Here is a 15,699-nt window from a genome sequence, read left to right as displayed (position 1 = left end):
CCACAACTTATTAAGTAACAAAAAACACCGGTGCTACACCGGTGTTTTTTTTATAGATAAACTTTGTAAAGTCTCTAAAAGAACTTCATGCATGTAATCAGTATAATCAAGATGGGTAACCATTCTTAGTTTTCCCTGGCCCATGGAAATTATTTTTATATTTTTCTCCCGTAATGTTGCCTGAAAACCGGTTTCATTTACTTCTGGTTGAAGATTAAAAATAATGATATTAGTTTCTACAGGCTCTACATTTTTTATAAAAGGAAGGGTTTGTAATACACTTGCTATCTCAAGAGCTTTGTTATGATCTTCACGCAGGCGTGTTATATGATTATCGAGAGCATATATACCGGCTGCTGCCAAATATCCGGCCTGTCGCATTCCTCCTCCAAACACTTTTCGTATGCGTAGTGCTTCATTTATGGCATCTTTACTTCCTAATAAAACAGAGCCTACGGGACACCCCAGACCCTTTGACAAACAAACGGAAATAGTATCAAACAAAGCGCCATATAGTAACGGATTTTCTTCTTTTGCTACTAGTGCGTTCCACAATCTGGCACCATCTAAATGATAGGCTAAATGATGTTCTTCACAAACTTTCTTAATACGCTTCAGTTCTGAAAAATCCCAACAGGCCCCTCCTCCTTTATTGGTGGTGTTTTCAATGCACACTAAAGTGGTTCTGGGGCTGTGATAAAAGTCTGGCGGGTTAATACTTTCTGCAACCTGCTCTGCAGTCATCATACCCCTGCTTCCATCTACCAGTTTACAGGATACACCACTGTTAAAACTTACCCCTCCACCTTCATAATTATAGACATGCGCATATTTATCGCAAATAAGCTGCTCACCGGGTTGGGTATGCAGTTTTATCGCTGTTTGGTTGGCCATCGTACCGCTCGGGAAAAAAAGTGCTGCTTCCATACCAAACATAGCGGCTAATTTTGCCTCGAGTTCATTTACGGTTTCGTCTTCCTTGAACACATCATCTCCTACCCTGGCATGTAACATGGCCTGCAACATTTCAGCGGTTGGTTTCGTTACCGTATCACTTATTAAATTGATCTCCATATTTTTATTCATAACAATACATTCCTATAGGAGAGCCATCCGGAATTTTAGGGGCAGGTTCTGCTTTAAAATCTTTGGGCTTATCAAGAAAACTTTTTATTTGTTTTGACATATAAATTGCGTTAGGGTCTATTGAACTGGCATCGAGCCAGGTTTTTAATTTCATCATTTCAAAAATAATAATCGCTTCGACCTGAGGATACATGTTTTTTTGTGCTCCTAATTTCATAATATGTTGTAATACACTGTAGTTTATTATTTTTTGTACTTCACCGACATACCCTTTTTCAGGTTTTGCTTTAATGGTTTTTTCAATAAGCTGATTTAATACTTCCTGCAATGTTAGCTGGTTCTTGTCAAGTGAAACCTGTTGCACGAGTCTGGAAGCCCTATGCGGATGTAACAACAGCCTCAGTGTCATTTCACTAGCTGTTTCTGCCGCACTTAATGCGTCAAAAGCAACACCGGTTTTCCCTTTAAATGATTCTCTTGTGCGCCCATATCCCATAGCTCTGGGAGGAAAAAGGCTTAATTTATCTTCTGGAATAGCCAATACTTTCGGGTCCAGTGTTTTCAAAAGTGACTGCAATGCCTGTTCCTGTATTTTTCTGTCAACTGCTTTTACCCGTAACTGGTTATCTCCCTTCACTGTGTAATTGTAATCCTGTCCTGCTACGAGTTTAGCTACAGCCTCTGTTTGATAACGATGAAAAAAATAAAGAGGTACAAACACATCTTCCAGTACGGAATATGGTTCATTGGACCTGATATTATGTTCAGAAAAATTATTGATAGCTACTTCACGTATGCGTAATACATTAAACAGTTCTTCGGTTACATCTTTCCCATTGTCCCATAAGTGAGCGTATGCATGCGAGCTCCCCTGAGGACGCGCATCCTGATCTGAAATATAGCGAAGCCCTTTTTCATATGCATCAGATAATATTTTGTTAAGCTCTTTACGCTCGTCTTTGTTTTTGGGAAAAGACTGATATGCATACGCCACGGTTACTTTATCCCACTCACCAATACCGGTATCATACGCCTCACTAAAATTGATCGTATTTCCGGTTACCGAAAATTTTGGATGCGGATAATCCATAACCGAAGCCCTATTATTGGTACTGGCTGCAAAATTATGTGCAAACCCCAGTGTATGTCCTATTTCATGGGCCGATAATTGCCTGATACGGGCAATTGCCAGTTCAAGCATGGCCTCATGACGGTCATCACCCTCTTTAAACGGCGCATTCATAAGTGCCTGAGCAATTAAAAAATCCTGTCGTATTCTCAAACTACCCAGACTTACATGTCCTTTAATGATCTCTCCCGTTCTGGGGTCAGTAACAGAGGCTCCATAGCTCCACCCTCTTGTTGAACGGTGTACCCATTGTATCACATTGTAACGCACATCCAGCGGGTCGGCATCATCTGGTAATATTTTAACCTGAAAAGCATTTTTATACCCTATAGCCTCAAAAGCCTGGTCCCACCAGCGTCCTCCTTCAAGCAATGCCGAACGCACAGGTTCGGGGGTTCCATTATCCAGATAATAAATTATAGGTTCTACTGCCTCACTTACTTCGGCATTCGGATCTTTTTTCTCCAATCGGTGTCGGGGAATAAACTTTTTCACAATAGGTTCATGAACGGGAGACGCATAATCATAATAACTAAACGGATATGAACCACACCGGGGATCATATTCTCTGGGAGTGAACCCTGCATCAGGCAATTCTATAAAAGAATGGTGCATTACTACAGATATGAAGTCAGCATTAGGCACTACAGACCTTATCTGGCTTCCTTTTGCTTGCCCCTTGAAAGTAACCAGTGCTTCAAACTCTACATTTTTTGGAAATGCGCGGGTTCGCTCCAGAGCAAGTGCACTGCGATTCTTATCTATCGCATACGTTCCCTGATCACTCGAAGCCAGTTTTTTAGAAACACCATGATAATCCTCCATTAAAAAATCGGTAATATCAATGAAAAGCTTTTCTCCCTTTTCTTCCTTTATTGTAAAACCGTATAAAACCGACCTTGCAAATGCCTGCTCTACTGATTTCTTTTCCAGTTCATTATCAGTTATGGCCCGATATTGAAGATTGGGCTGAATTAGCAATAGTTTATTACCTGACCTTTTGAATTTAACAACCTGCTCGTTTCCCAACTGACCACGGTCAAGGCCTATATCGTTACTCCCTATGCCATTGCTAAGAGAATATACGTACAGGAATTCTTTATCGGTATCGGTAACCTCAAGATATATCCTGTCCTGATCGGGATCATAATGAAAATTAAAAAACCCCGTATATGTTTTCAGGTTCTTTTTACCGGTTATCTGGGCGTTTGTAACAAAAAAAGTGAGTACTAGTAAAAAGGTAAGTACTTTTTTCATAGATGATAGTATTTTTTGAAATGCGTATAAATTTATGCAAAATTGTTTTTCTCCCCTTCCCGTTATATTATTTTTGTACAAAAATCAGGAATATGGTAACAACAGATCAGGTAAAAGATCTTTTGGAACGCCTTGGCGCGTTGAGGAGGTATCTTTGACATAGATGCCAAGCTCATTGAAATAAGTAATGAAGAAGAGAAAACACTTGCTCCCGACTTCTGGAACCAACCCAAAGAGGCTGAAAAGATCATGCAGTCTTTACGTGGCAAAAAACGCTGGATAGAGGACTTTGAAAAAGCCAAAACCCTGGTAGAAGATCTGGAAGTACTCTTTCAATTTTTTAAAGAAGGAGATGCTAGTGAGCAGGAAGTGAAGACTCAATTTATTGCTGCACAACAACATATAGAAAACATTGAGTTCAGGAACATGCTTTCTGATGAAGGTGATAGCATGAGTGCCGTATTACAAATTACTGCCGGTGCCGGAGGTACCGAAAGTTGTGACTGGGCCTCTATGCTTATGCGTATGTATATAATGTGGTGTGAAAACCAAAAGTTCAAAATTAAAGAACTGAATTATCAGGAGGGAGATGTGGCAGGTATAAAAACAGTAACGCTTGAGATCGAAGGCGATTATGCATTTGGATACCTCAAAGGTGAAAACGGGGTACACAGGCTCGTAAGAATATCACCTTTTGACAGTAATGCCAAGAGGCATACTTCATTTGCTTCTGTATATGTATATCCTTTGGCCGATGACAGCATTGAAGTCGATATCAATCCGGCCGATATTACTTTTGAGACCATGAGGGCAAGCGGTGCAGGCGGTCAAAACGTAAATAAAGTAGAAACCGCAGTACGTTTGCGCCACCATCCCACAGGAATTATCATTGAGAATTCAGAAACCCGCTCACAACTGGATAATAAAACCAAAGCCATGCAACTCTTAAAATCGCAATTATATGAGATAGAGCTTAAGAAAAGACAGGCGAAAAGAGAGGAGATCGAAGCCGGTAAAATGAAAATTGAATGGGGATCGCAAATACGTAATTACGTGATGCACCCCTATAAATTGGTGAAAGATGTACGTACCGGCTTTGAAAGTACGAATGTGGAAGGAGTAATGAATGGAGATCTCGATGAGTTTCTAAAAGCATATCTCATGATGATGGGACAAAAAGTAGAAGAAGATTAACGATACATCGTATTTTAAACACACACTAAAAATGATCAAAATATATCACAACCCGAGATGCCGGAAATCAAGAGAAGGACTTGATATTCTGGAAAAATCAGGAAAAAAGTTTGAAGTAATCAAATACCTTGAAGATACCCCCTCAGAAAAAGAATTGAGAGAAGTATTGCGGTGTTTGGACCTAAAGCCAGAACACCTTATCAGAAAAAATGAAGTTATTTGGAAAGAGCAGTTTAAAGGGAAACTTCTCAACGATGAAGAGCTTATTTCTATCATGCTTGAACACCCAAAACTTATTGAGCGGCCTATTGTAGTAAATGGCCAAAATGCCGTTATAGGACGACCTCCTGAAAAGATAAATTCTATACTTTAACACAAAAAGCCGGCCTTATCAAGCCGGCTTTTTTGTTTTTTAACATAGGTTTAACTGAAACCGTTTAAACCTTAGTTTACTTTCGTGGTCATAACCTCAATAAATCTTTAGTAATTATAGTTAGATGAAATGGAAACTACAAGCCTTTTGGGCCTTGTTCTGTGTTTTATTAGCCATACAGGCCAACGCACAAACCCCTTCTCCTCCACCGGGGTTCTCAGAAGAACAATTGCTGGAAAGAAAAGTTGAAAAGTACGTTAATACACTACAACTGGATGATCTTCAAAAAGCACTTTTAAGAAGCAGTTTTGAAAAGTATGGTAAAAAAATAAAAGAAATTCAAACCAGTGAAGGCGACCGAAAAGAAAAAAGAGAAGCCTTTGCTTTGGTAATGAAAGAACAACATGAAGAACTGGCTGCTTACCTTAATGAAGAACAACTTTTAAAATTCAAAGAGCTACAAAGTAAAGAACGCTCCAACAGAGCTCTTGGAAAGAATAAAAGAAGAAGAAATAACTAATAAATCCGGTTTAAGCCCTCCCTATGAAATATCTTTTTTTGACAATCTTGTCAACTCTATTCACAGTAATTACTACAACTGCTCAAAATAACACAATAACTATTACCGGAAAAGTAACTGAAGAAATTACAGGCGCCCCTTTAGAGTTTGCTACCATAAGTCTTCAACACGTTACACGACAAAACCTCCTTACCGGTGCCATCACTAATGAAAATGGGGAGTTTACCATTGACGTGGTTCCCGGTGTATATGATATTAAGATTGAATACATTTCTTTCCAAACAGAAATTATTAAAGCTCGTACCTTAAACCGTTCTGGTTCTCTGGGAACAATCACATTAGCACAAGACACCCAACAATTGGAAGAAGTAGTTGTGAAAGGAGAAAAAACGCAAATGGAAGTAAAACTCGATAAAAGAATATACAATGTGGGGAAAGACCTCACAGCTTTGGGAGGTTCAGTAACCGATGTTCTGGATAACGTTCCTGGGGTATCAGTTGATGCCGAAGGGAACGTGGCACTCAGGGGTAATGACAATGTGCGTATTCTTATAAACGGAAGGCCTTCTGCTCTTGTAGGTTTGAACGGGACCGAAGCTCTGCAACAGCTACCGGCAGATGCTATTGAGAAAGTTGAAGTAATTACCGCACCTTCTGCCCGATACGATGCAGAAGGTACCGCAGGAATACTTAACATCATCCTGAAAACAAGCAAACTCCAGGGAGTTAATGGCTCTGTTACCCTTAATGCAGGGGTCCCTACACAAGCCGGTGCCTCAGTAAACCTTAATTACCGCGTTAACAAGTTTAATTTTTTTACCAGTACTGCTTATATCTACAGAGAGATTCCCGGTAACTCGTTTACTGATACCGAATACCTTAATGAAGACGAGCCCAGTACTTTTACCCTCGAAAACCGTGATTTTGACCGTACCAGAAAAGGGTTCAATTCTAATATAGGCGTAGAGTATCTCATTAATAAATCTTCATCGCTGGTGGCCAGTTTCTTTTACCGTAAAAGTGACAATCTTAGCGAAACCGTAAACAGCATCCGTAATTTTGACGAGAACCGGGCACTTACCAGCCGTACCCGAAGGTTTGATCCTGAAAATGAAGATGATGTTACCAAGCAATTCTCATTAAATTACAGTAAGAATTTTAAAAAGGACGGGCATCGTCTCACTTTTGATTTTCAACATGAAAACAGTTCTGAAGATGAAAGGTCTCTCATTGTTGATTCGGAAGTTTTTCCCGTAGGCGATGTGCAAAGAGAAAGCGTTATTACACTCGAAGACCAGAAAAACACTCTGCTACAGTTTGACTACGTGCTACCACTGGGAGAAAACAGTCAGTTTGAATTTGGGTATCGGGGTACATTTTTGGACCTGACCACCGACTATGAAGTTGCGTTTGAGAATGACGAAAACACACTGGTTCCCGATCCCGATCTAACCAATGCGCTAAATTACAGAGAATACGTAAATGCCCTGTATGCACAATTTGGCAGTAAAATAGGTGAAAAATTTTCATACTTACTGGGGCTCCGCATGGAAGACTCAGATATTGGTATCAATCAGATTACAACTGCAGATCTGAATTCAAAAGATTACACCGATTTTTTCCCAACTATAAACCTTTCTTATGAGTTTAGTCAAACCGAAAATGTAACCTTAGGGTATAACAGGCGTTTACGAAGGCCAAGATCACGATTCATAAACCCTTTCCCTTCACGTTCCAGTGCTACCAACCTTTTCCAGGGAAATCCCGATCTTGACCCCAGTTATTCCAATATCATAGACCTGGGGTATCTAAAACGCTGGACGAAGTTTACCTTAAATGGCTCCATTTACTATCAACGGGAAACCCAGGCTTTTAACTTTATCACAGAAGAGACCGGAGAAACAGTTGTTATAAGCGGTGACCCGGACAATCCTGATAGTCAGGTAGTAGAAGTACCTGTACTAAGACGAACCCCCGTAAACCTTTCAACTAACGATCGTTATGGTTTTGAGTTCACTCTCACTTATAATCGCAGTAAAAATTGGAGAATGAACGGTAACTTTAACTTTTTTCAACAGCAGGTACGAGGAGATTTTAACGGACAGAATTTTGATGCTGATAATCTGAGTTGGTTTATACGCTTTAATCACAATTATACACTACCGGGAAAAGTGAACTGGCAAACCCGTATATTCTACATAGGGCCTACCGAAACTGCACAGGCAGAAAATCAGGGAATATTTTCTACAGACCTCGCATTTAGCAAAGACCTGTTTAAAGATAAAGCAACGTTGGCCCTCAGTGTTAATGATATTTTTAATTCCAGAAAACGACGTTCTGATGTTTTCACACCAAATACTTTGATTTACAGTGAATTTCAATGGAGAGTACGAACACTTAATGTTACTTTCACCTATCGCTTTAACCAGAAGAAAAATGAACGGAACCGTCGTTCACAAAGAAATTCGAACGATGATTTTGAATTTGAAGGATAAAAAAAGAAGCCCTCGGGCTTCTTTTTTATTCATTCATTGCAGCTCTTTTGGCTTCTCTGCGCTCCTTGAGCATTTCCATCAAAGCACCACCTAACCAATAAGGGATCATAAAGGTTAATAAAAAGATCATTAACCAAAAACCAATGGTCAAAATGGTGAGGAAAGACAAGAAACCTAAATACTGATCAAATTCAAACATAATTTCCGGAAGTTTTCGAATTCAATTTCAAAGATACCGCATAAAATCCATTTTTCATAGATACTTTCAAATTTTATATACGTAGAGCTTTCCTGATTTTTTAGAAAAGTACCCTGTTTAAAAAAGCACATTCAAAATGATCGCGTTAATGTGTAAAACAGTAAATTTGTACGCGCTTATTAATTGTTGAGATCATTATGGAATACAGAATAGAAAAAGACACTATGGGTGAAGTAAAAGTCCCTGCCCATAAACTGTGGGGTGCCCAGACAGAACGTTCAAGAAATAATTTTAAAATAGGAGCTCCCGGTTCTATGCCTCTGGAGATAATTTACGCATTTGCATATTTAAAAAAAGCTGCGGCTTATACCAACTGTGAATTGGGTGCATTGCCTATTGAAAAAAGAGATCTAATTGCTAAGGCCTGTGATGAGATACTCGAAGGAAAGCACGATGACCAGTTTCCTCTGGTTGTCTGGCAAACTGGTTCGGGAACACAAAGTAACATGAATGTTAATGAAGTAATTGCCAACAGAGGTCACGAACTAGCAGGGCATACTATAGGAGAGGGTGACAAAGCCTTACAGCCTAATGATGATGTGAATAAATCACAATCGTCTAACGATACATTTCCAACTGCCATGCACATTGCAGCTTATAAAATGATCGTTGAAAATACCATTCCCGGAATAACCCGGCTACGAGATACTTTACGACAGAAATCTGAAAGTTTTCGGAATATTGTTAAAATTGGAAGAACACACCTTATGGATGCTACCCCGCTCACTCTGGGACAGGAGTTTTCAGGGTACGTATCACAACTTGACCATGGCCTCACCGCGCTTAATAATACCCTGGAGCATTTATCTGAGCTTGCCCTGGGCGGTACAGCCGTAGGAACAGGTATAAATACACCCAAAGGATATGCCAAGCGGGTGGCAGAATTTATTGCACGCTTTACAGAATTGCCTTTTAAAACAGCAGACAATAAGTTTGAAGCCCTTGCTGCTCATGATGCCCTGGTAGAAACGCACGGGGCCTTAAAACAACTGGCCGTTTCGCTCAATAAGATTGCTAATGATATCAGGATGATGGCCTCCGGCCCCAGAAGCGGGATAGGAGAACTTTTAATTCCTGCTAACGAACCGGGAAGTTCTATTATGCCCGGGAAAGTAAACCCCACTCAATGCGAGGCCCTTACTATGGTTTGTGCCCAGGTAATGGGTAATGATGTGGCAATTACGGTGGGAGGCACTCAGGGACATTACGAACTTAATGTCTTTAAACCAATGATGGCTGTGAACCTCCTGGAATCTGCAAGGCTACTAGGCGATGCCTGTGTAAGTTTTGAAGAACACTGCGCAAAAGGTATCGAACCTAATCTAAAAAGAATAGAGCAGTTGGTATCAAGCAGTCTTATGCTGGTTACTGCACTTAATACTAAAATAGGGTATTACAAAGCTGCCGAAATAGCAAACGCAGCCCATGCCAATGGTACCACACTAAAAGAAGAAGCCGTACGATTAGGCCACCTTACCGAAGAACAATTTGATGAATGGGTACGACCCGCAGATATGGTAGGCACACTTAAATAAAGTAACAACCATAGAAAACGCCGGAAATTTTCCGGCGTTTTTTATATCTGGTTTTCATTACTTTTACAGTTACAAAATGAAATTGCTCTTAACCAATATACGCGAATTAGCGCAGGTGCGTGAAGAAACTATCCTTTTTTTAAAAGGAAAGGAAATGGGGACACTCCCTGTTTTAGAAAATGCTTTTCTCTCTGTAGAGAACGATGTTATTAAAGAATACGGTCCGATGGCTCACTGTCCGGTTCCCGACAAAAACACAGAAGTTATAGATTGTAAAGGGAGTATTGTATTACCAGCCTGGTGTGACAGCCATTCACACCTGGTATATGCCGGTAACCGGGAAACTGAATTTGTAAACCGTATAAAAGGGCTCTCTTACGAGGAAATAGCAGCCAAAGGAGGTGGTATTCTTAATTCTGCCAAAAAACTGAGAGAAACCCCAGAAGAAGTGTTGTACCAGGAATCTCTGCCCAGGCTTCATGAAATATGTACTTTAGGTACAGGGGCTATTGAGATAAAAAGCGGTTACGGACTAACCACGGAAAGTGAACTAAAAATGCTTCGGGTAATACAACGACTCAAAAAACACCATCCTGTTACCGTGAAGTGTACTTTTCTGGGAGCGCATGCTATTCCCGAAAAGTATAACGGGTCTTCTTCCCGATATCTCGATGTTGTTATTAACGAAATGCTTCCTTTGGTTGCAGAAGAAAATCTGGCTGATTATGTAGATATTTTTTGTGAAAAAGGGTATTTTTCAGTAAAAGATACAGAACGCCTGCTAGAGGCTTCAGCACACTATGGTTTACTACCAAAAATACATGTAAACCAGTTTACAATTTTGGGCGGGGTCGCTTCTGCGGTAAAGCATTCTGCTCTAACGGTAGATCATTTGGAGCTTATTAACGATGATGATCTTGCCGCCTTAGAAAACTCCTCTACCATGCCGGTAGCCCTGCCCGGATGCTCTTTTTTTTTAGGAATACCCTATACCCCCGCCAGAAGGCTTTTGGAAAGAGATATTCCTTTGGCACTGGCTTCTGACCTCAATCCCGGATCTTCCCCTTCGGGTAACATGAACCTGGTAGTAGCCCTGGCTTGTATAAAAATGAAAATGACCCCTGAAGAAGCTATTAACGCAGCTACCATTAATGGAGCGTATGCCATGGGGCTGCATGCTACACACGGTAGTATTACCAAAGGAAAAAAAGCTAATATTATAATCACTAAAAAAATACCAGGGCTTGCACACATTCCATATGCATTTGGGAGCAATCCGGTTGAAAAAATGATACTTAACGGAAAGCCCGTATAAAAAAAACGCCCTGAAAAGGGCGTTTCAAAATTAATATGGTGAGCTTTATTTCAATATAAAAGTAGAATTACTTAACTCATTGAGTTTTGCATCATAAACCCTAACTTCATAGGTACCTTTGGCAAAGCTGTCACCTGATTTATTCACGTAGTCACATACGTCTAAAGAAGAGTTTTCATAGAAAAAATTGGAAACCTTACTATAAGTAACTGAAGTACCGTCTTCTTCTTTGGTAGCAACGCCATTTTCACCTAGTATGTTTCCTGCCGGGTCTTTCACCTGAATGAAGAACTGACGATCTCCGCTAAGCGCAATTTTGTTGCCGGCCACAGTATAGCATATTTTTATTTTATCAGCACGACCCGCTCTGGAGGTAGAGACCAGTTTTCCGCTAGATCTTTCACGTACCGCATCAATAGAGAACTTTGATAAGCTCAATGCTGCTCCCAGTTCTACCACTTTTGCCAATTGTGTGTTTTGTTCTACCAGTGAATCAGATACAATAGTCTGATTTTGAAGTGCTACCATGGTACTGTCACGCTCCATGGCAATTAATGTATTTGATTTTCTAAGAGAATCGTTTTGAGCCATTAGAAACTCGCGCTCTTTTTCCAAAAGTCTTACCTGCTTTCTGTATCGGTAAAGGGCAGAAATATCAGCTTTCATAGTTTTAACCGAGTCAATATATTGTCCAATTCGGTTTCTGGCTTCTAAAAGCTCTTGATTAGTGGTTTCGCTTTCCTCAATGGCACGGTCATAGTCTGCTTTAAGGTTATTAAGGTCTTCAATAACAAAGTTTTTTTCATCTGTTAAACGTGCAGTGGTCTCTTTTTTGTCTTTATAGAGACTTGCTGTATAGAACAGAGTTCCGGCCAGTACTACACCGAGTAATACCGCAACTACTTTTAATCCATTGTTGTTTTTAGTTTCAGTCATAATAAATTTATTTAGTTCAGCGCTATAAAATTTATGCGTTCAGAGTATATACGGTTAAAATTAGTTTTTTAGATTTACAAAGGTATTTTTTTTTAAATGCATAATTGTTAAGTATCTATGCAAAATCGCCTTAAAACGTACACCAGAAAAGACATTGCCGCGTATATAAGGGTAAGAAAAGGAGAGTTAAAACTCGGTGAAAAAATATCCCTTTTTAACACTCAATCTTCAATTGAAGACCAGTTATTGGCTTCTAAAACGAAATATGTTATCCTTGGAATTCCGGAAGATGCAGGAGTAATTGGTAACTTTGGAAAAAAAGGTGCCCGCTTTGCCTGGGAAGCCACTATGCGAACCCTTCTTAATGTTCAGCATAACGATCTTAACAAGGGTAATAAACTATTTTTATTAGGCTATCTCGATTTTCAGAAGGAACTGGAGCAGTTGGAACAAATGGAGAAAGCACAACAGGATTACATACAATATGCCCGGGAAATTACCCAGGAAATAGATAAACAGGTTACCTACCTGGTTCATATTATTGTACAAGCCGGAAAGATACCTGTAATTATTGGGGGAGGACACAATAACAGTTATGGTATTATAAAAGGATGTGCACTGGCTCTTAACCAACCCCTGAATGTACTCAATCTCGATGCGCATACAGATTTCAGGCCGCGTGAAGGGCGACATAGCGGTAATGGTTTCTCTTATGCATATTATGAAGGTTTCTTGAAAAAATATTTTATCTTCGGATTGCACGAAAGCTATACCTCTAAAGCTGTTTTTGATGTTATTGAAAAGGAAAAAGATAATATTCGCTACACCAGTTATGAGGAATTGGAAGTTAAGCGCACAAAAGGGATCCCTTATCAGATAAATATCATACAGGATTTTATAGCTAAAAATTATTTTGGTATCGAAGTAGATTGTGATGTTATTCAAAATGTACCCAGCAGCGCCATGAGCCCTTCCGGACTTACTCTGGAACAAACCAGACATATGGTGTACACTTTGGGTAAGAATAAAAATGTAAAATATCTTCATGTCTGTGAAGCAGCACCAGACCCCAACAGTGAGCTTCAGTTATCCATGATCGGCAAACTAATAAGTTACATTGTATGTGATTTTACCCGAAAATAGTTTACATTTTAATCAGTACATGGGTAAAAAGCAATATGTTTACAATACTACTAAACGTATTATGCACTATAAATATGCTTGAAGGTAAAAGCCTCCTGGCGCGTTCTGCCTTACTTTGAAACCGTTTCTTTATTTTTATTGTTACTGATGTTACGAAGAATTATTTTGTAGAACTCACTCTTGTCAAATGGCTTATTAATAATATCATTAATGCCTGCTTTTGCAATATCTTCTTTTACATCTTCAATCTCAACGGCCGTAAGTGCTACAATAGGAGTTGTTTTATCAAATTCCCGTATCTTGGTAGAGGCCTCAATACCACTCATAAGCGGCATATTAAGATCCATGAGAATTAGATCGTACTTCTCATTTTTAGCGTACTCAATAGCAGTGAGGCCATTATCTACTACCTCGCATTCAAAATTCTCCCGTAAAAGTATATTTTTTGTGACAATCTGGTTAATTTTATTATCTTCAACAATAAGGACTTTATAACCTTTTCCAAATATATTTTCTCTGAGAATATCTTTGTCAAACTTACCTGTTTCTATACTTTCATTGGTTTCTTCAAGCACCTCAAATTTGAGTGTAAAACTAAAGGCAGCACCTTCGCCTTCGGCACTGGTAAGTTTGATATCGCCTTCCATAAGATCTATAAGCTTCTTGACAATGGCAAGCCCTAAACCGGTACCCTGATAATGGTTGTTTTCCCGATCTAACTGAGAGAAGTTTTCAAAAATTTCAGTGTGTTTTTCTTTAGGTATGCCAGGGCCATCATCTTTGACTATGAAGTTTATAGATGCCACATCATCTTCAAGAGAGATCAGTTTCAGAAAGACCCATATATTGCCGTACGAAGTAAATTTCACGGCATTTCCAATAAGATTGATAAGTACCTGAGAAAGTGGCACCCCATCCCCTTTTAGGTGGGAAGGCACCTTCTTATCAATATATAAATGTATTTTGTTGTTCTTTTGATCCAACTGGAACCTGAATGAACTAATAACATCTTCTACCAGCTCCCGTATGTTAAAAGGTGTTTTCTCAAAGGAGACCTTGTTGGATTCTATTTTGCTTAGGTTGAGTATATCATTAATCAGATTTAGTAAATAATCTCCTGAAAACTTAAGTGATTTGAGATATTGGTTCTCCTGAGAAGACAAATTGTTCTCTTCCAGTAATAAAGAGGTAAGTCCTACCACACCGTATAAAGGAGTACGTAATTCATGGCTTACGGTAGAAATAAACTGAGACTTGAGTCGAGATAACTTTTCTGCTTCTTCTTTAGCAGCTTCCAGGTGCTCGTTTCGGGTATTTAATAATTCGGTAAGTTTCATTTCAGATTTACGATTACGGTAAATAATAAATAAAAGGATACCTGTAAATAACAATATGAGAAACGGATATAGAAACCAATGTAGGTTTCGGGAAAAGAAACTTTTCTCTTCACTCCCTGATGGTATCGATTCAAGAGATGCCAGTTCTTCACTTATGGTATCTATGGCTTCTGTTTGAGATAAGGCCATTTCTATATCTGCCATATCATCTATAGTACCTATAGAAAATCCCGGGTGTACTTTACTTTTATAAACTTTGTGTGAATTACGCGCATTAGCAGCTTCTGAGTCGTAACCCAAAGACTCCAATGCTTTTGATTTTGCCAGGTACACATCTGCTATTTCATTAAATGCAGTGCTGTTTACCGACTGCCGCAATGACTCATCATACTTTTTAACGGCCTCATTATAATTACCCTGTTGTGTATAGTAATTGCCGTATAGAAGTCCCATAAAAAGACAAGAAGCCGGGTTGTTATAAGAAGTAAAGTAGGTGTCGGCCTCTCTTAAGTAATTTAAAGCATTGTCAGGATCATTTACTTCCAGATAATTCCATGCCAGATTAAGAGTAGGGATTAATATTTCTGCGGTATCTTTTTGTCGTATAGCAACCGATCGGGATTTAAAATAAAAACTATTACTCTTTTCCAGATTACGATCACGAACAAAATAAATATTACCAAGATTATTATATGCTCGGCCAATTAATGTATCATTATTTATAAGCCGGGCATAATCCAGGGCTCTATTGTAATTTTTCTCCGCTTCATTGAAAGCTCCTAACGATTCGTAGTTTATTCCTATTAAATTATGCCCCAGACTCAAATAGTAAAAATCATTTATTTGTCTGGCAAGACGAATAACTTCTATGGCACTTTCGGAAGATGCCGTATATTGATATTTTTCTCTAAGCTTTTCAGATTTAGCAAAAAAGAGGTATAGGCTGTCTTTAATAGAGGGATCTTTTTCCTGTCCTCTAACCATAAAACAGCTAGCAAAAAAAACTATTGAAATGAAGAAATTTTTCAATTCTCTGAACTATAACCGTGATAATTTTAAGCATTAATAAGCACTTAAAAAATTTTTTGGGCAATTAGACGATAAAGTGATTAATTTCTTG

Annotated in this window: 12 protein-coding genes; 7 read left to right on the top strand and 5 right to left on the bottom strand. The window is 39.0% G+C overall.

What is annotated here, in order from left to right:
- Window positions 1-33: 33 nt before the first annotated feature.
- Together WAO84_RS00515 and WAO84_RS00510 are read right to left on the bottom strand one after the other, a co-directional pair.
- Entirely contained in the window at window positions 34-1,074 is a 1,041-nt protein-coding gene (locus tag WAO84_RS00515; RefSeq protein ID WP_340063056.1) for a threonine aldolase family protein, read from the bottom strand.
- Window positions 1,075-1,078: 4 nt separating this feature from the next.
- A complete protein-coding gene (locus tag WAO84_RS00510; protein WP_340063055.1) occupies window positions 1,079-3,472 on the bottom strand; it encodes a zinc-dependent metalloprotease in 2,394 nt (797 codons plus the stop codon).
- A 92-nt stretch (window positions 3,473-3,564) separates the two neighbouring features.
- Here WAO84_RS00510 and prfB point away from each other — a divergent pair.
- The 4 genes from prfB (at window position 3,565) to WAO84_RS00490 (ending at window position 8,054) form a co-directional block, all read left to right on the top strand.
- Window positions 3,565-4,666, top strand: a protein-coding gene (gene prfB / locus WAO84_RS00505) for a peptide chain release factor 2 (protein WP_340063054.1) whose coding sequence is annotated in 2 segments (ribosomal slippage) — window positions 3,565-3,627 and window positions 3,629-4,666 — 1,101 coding nt in all. Because the reading frame shifts where the segments join, the coding sequence is not laid out codon by codon here.
- 31 nt (window positions 4,667-4,697) lie between these two features.
- Entirely contained in the window at window positions 4,698-5,039 is a 342-nt protein-coding gene (gene arsC / locus WAO84_RS00500) for an arsenate reductase (glutaredoxin) (protein ID WP_340063053.1), read from the top strand.
- A 124-nt stretch (window positions 5,040-5,163) separates the two neighbouring features.
- Window positions 5,164-5,559, top strand: a complete 396-nt coding sequence (locus WAO84_RS00495; RefSeq protein ID WP_340063052.1) for a hypothetical protein — start codon at window positions 5,164-5,166, stop codon at window positions 5,557-5,559.
- Between the two features lie 23 nt (window positions 5,560-5,582).
- Window positions 5,583-8,054: a TonB-dependent receptor gene (locus WAO84_RS00490; protein ID WP_340063051.1), complete on the top strand. Its 2,472-nt coding sequence runs from the start codon at window positions 5,583-5,585 to the stop codon at window positions 8,052-8,054.
- 25 nt (window positions 8,055-8,079) lie between these two features.
- Here the strand turns inward: WAO84_RS00490 and WAO84_RS00485 are convergent, their stop codons facing one another.
- Window positions 8,080-8,253: a hypothetical protein gene (locus WAO84_RS00485; protein ID WP_340063050.1), complete on the bottom strand. Its 174-nt coding sequence runs from the start codon at window positions 8,251-8,253 to the stop codon at window positions 8,080-8,082.
- 197 nt (window positions 8,254-8,450) lie between these two features.
- Between WAO84_RS00485 and fumC the strand changes: the two genes are divergently transcribed.
- Window positions 8,451-9,848, top strand: a complete 1,398-nt coding sequence (gene fumC, locus WAO84_RS00480) for a class II fumarate hydratase (RefSeq protein WP_340063049.1) — start codon at window positions 8,451-8,453, stop codon at window positions 9,846-9,848.
- 76 nt (window positions 9,849-9,924) lie between these two features.
- Window positions 9,925-11,163, top strand: a complete 1,239-nt coding sequence (gene hutI / locus WAO84_RS00475) for an imidazolonepropionase (protein ID WP_340063048.1) — start codon at window positions 9,925-9,927, stop codon at window positions 11,161-11,163.
- Window positions 11,164-11,208: 45 nt separating this feature from the next.
- Here hutI and WAO84_RS00470 read toward each other — a convergent pair whose 3' ends face one another.
- A complete protein-coding gene (locus tag WAO84_RS00470) occupies window positions 11,209-12,099 on the bottom strand; it encodes a hypothetical protein (protein ID WP_340063047.1) in 891 nt (296 codons plus the stop codon).
- Between the two features lie 117 nt (window positions 12,100-12,216).
- Here WAO84_RS00470 and WAO84_RS00465 point away from each other — a divergent pair, with 117 nt between their 5' ends.
- Entirely contained in the window at window positions 12,217-13,242 is a 1,026-nt protein-coding gene (locus WAO84_RS00465; protein WP_340063046.1) for a formimidoylglutamase, read from the top strand.
- 110 nt (window positions 13,243-13,352) lie between these two features.
- Here the strand turns inward: WAO84_RS00465 and WAO84_RS00460 are convergent, their stop codons facing one another.
- Window positions 13,353-15,563, bottom strand: coding sequence for a tetratricopeptide repeat-containing hybrid sensor histidine kinase/response regulator (locus WAO84_RS00460; protein WP_340063045.1), 2,211 nt, complete (start codon window positions 15,561-15,563; stop codon window positions 13,353-13,355).
- Between the last annotated feature and the right edge of the window lie 136 nt (window positions 15,564-15,699).

Source organism: Ascidiimonas aurantiaca, from assembly GCF_037646345.1.
In the GTDB taxonomy this organism is placed as follows: Bacteria; Bacteroidota; Bacteroidia; order Flavobacteriales; family Flavobacteriaceae; genus Ascidiimonas; species Ascidiimonas aurantiaca.
Note: the sequence above shows the minus strand (reverse complement) of the source record. Positions and strands in the feature narration are given on the sequence as shown.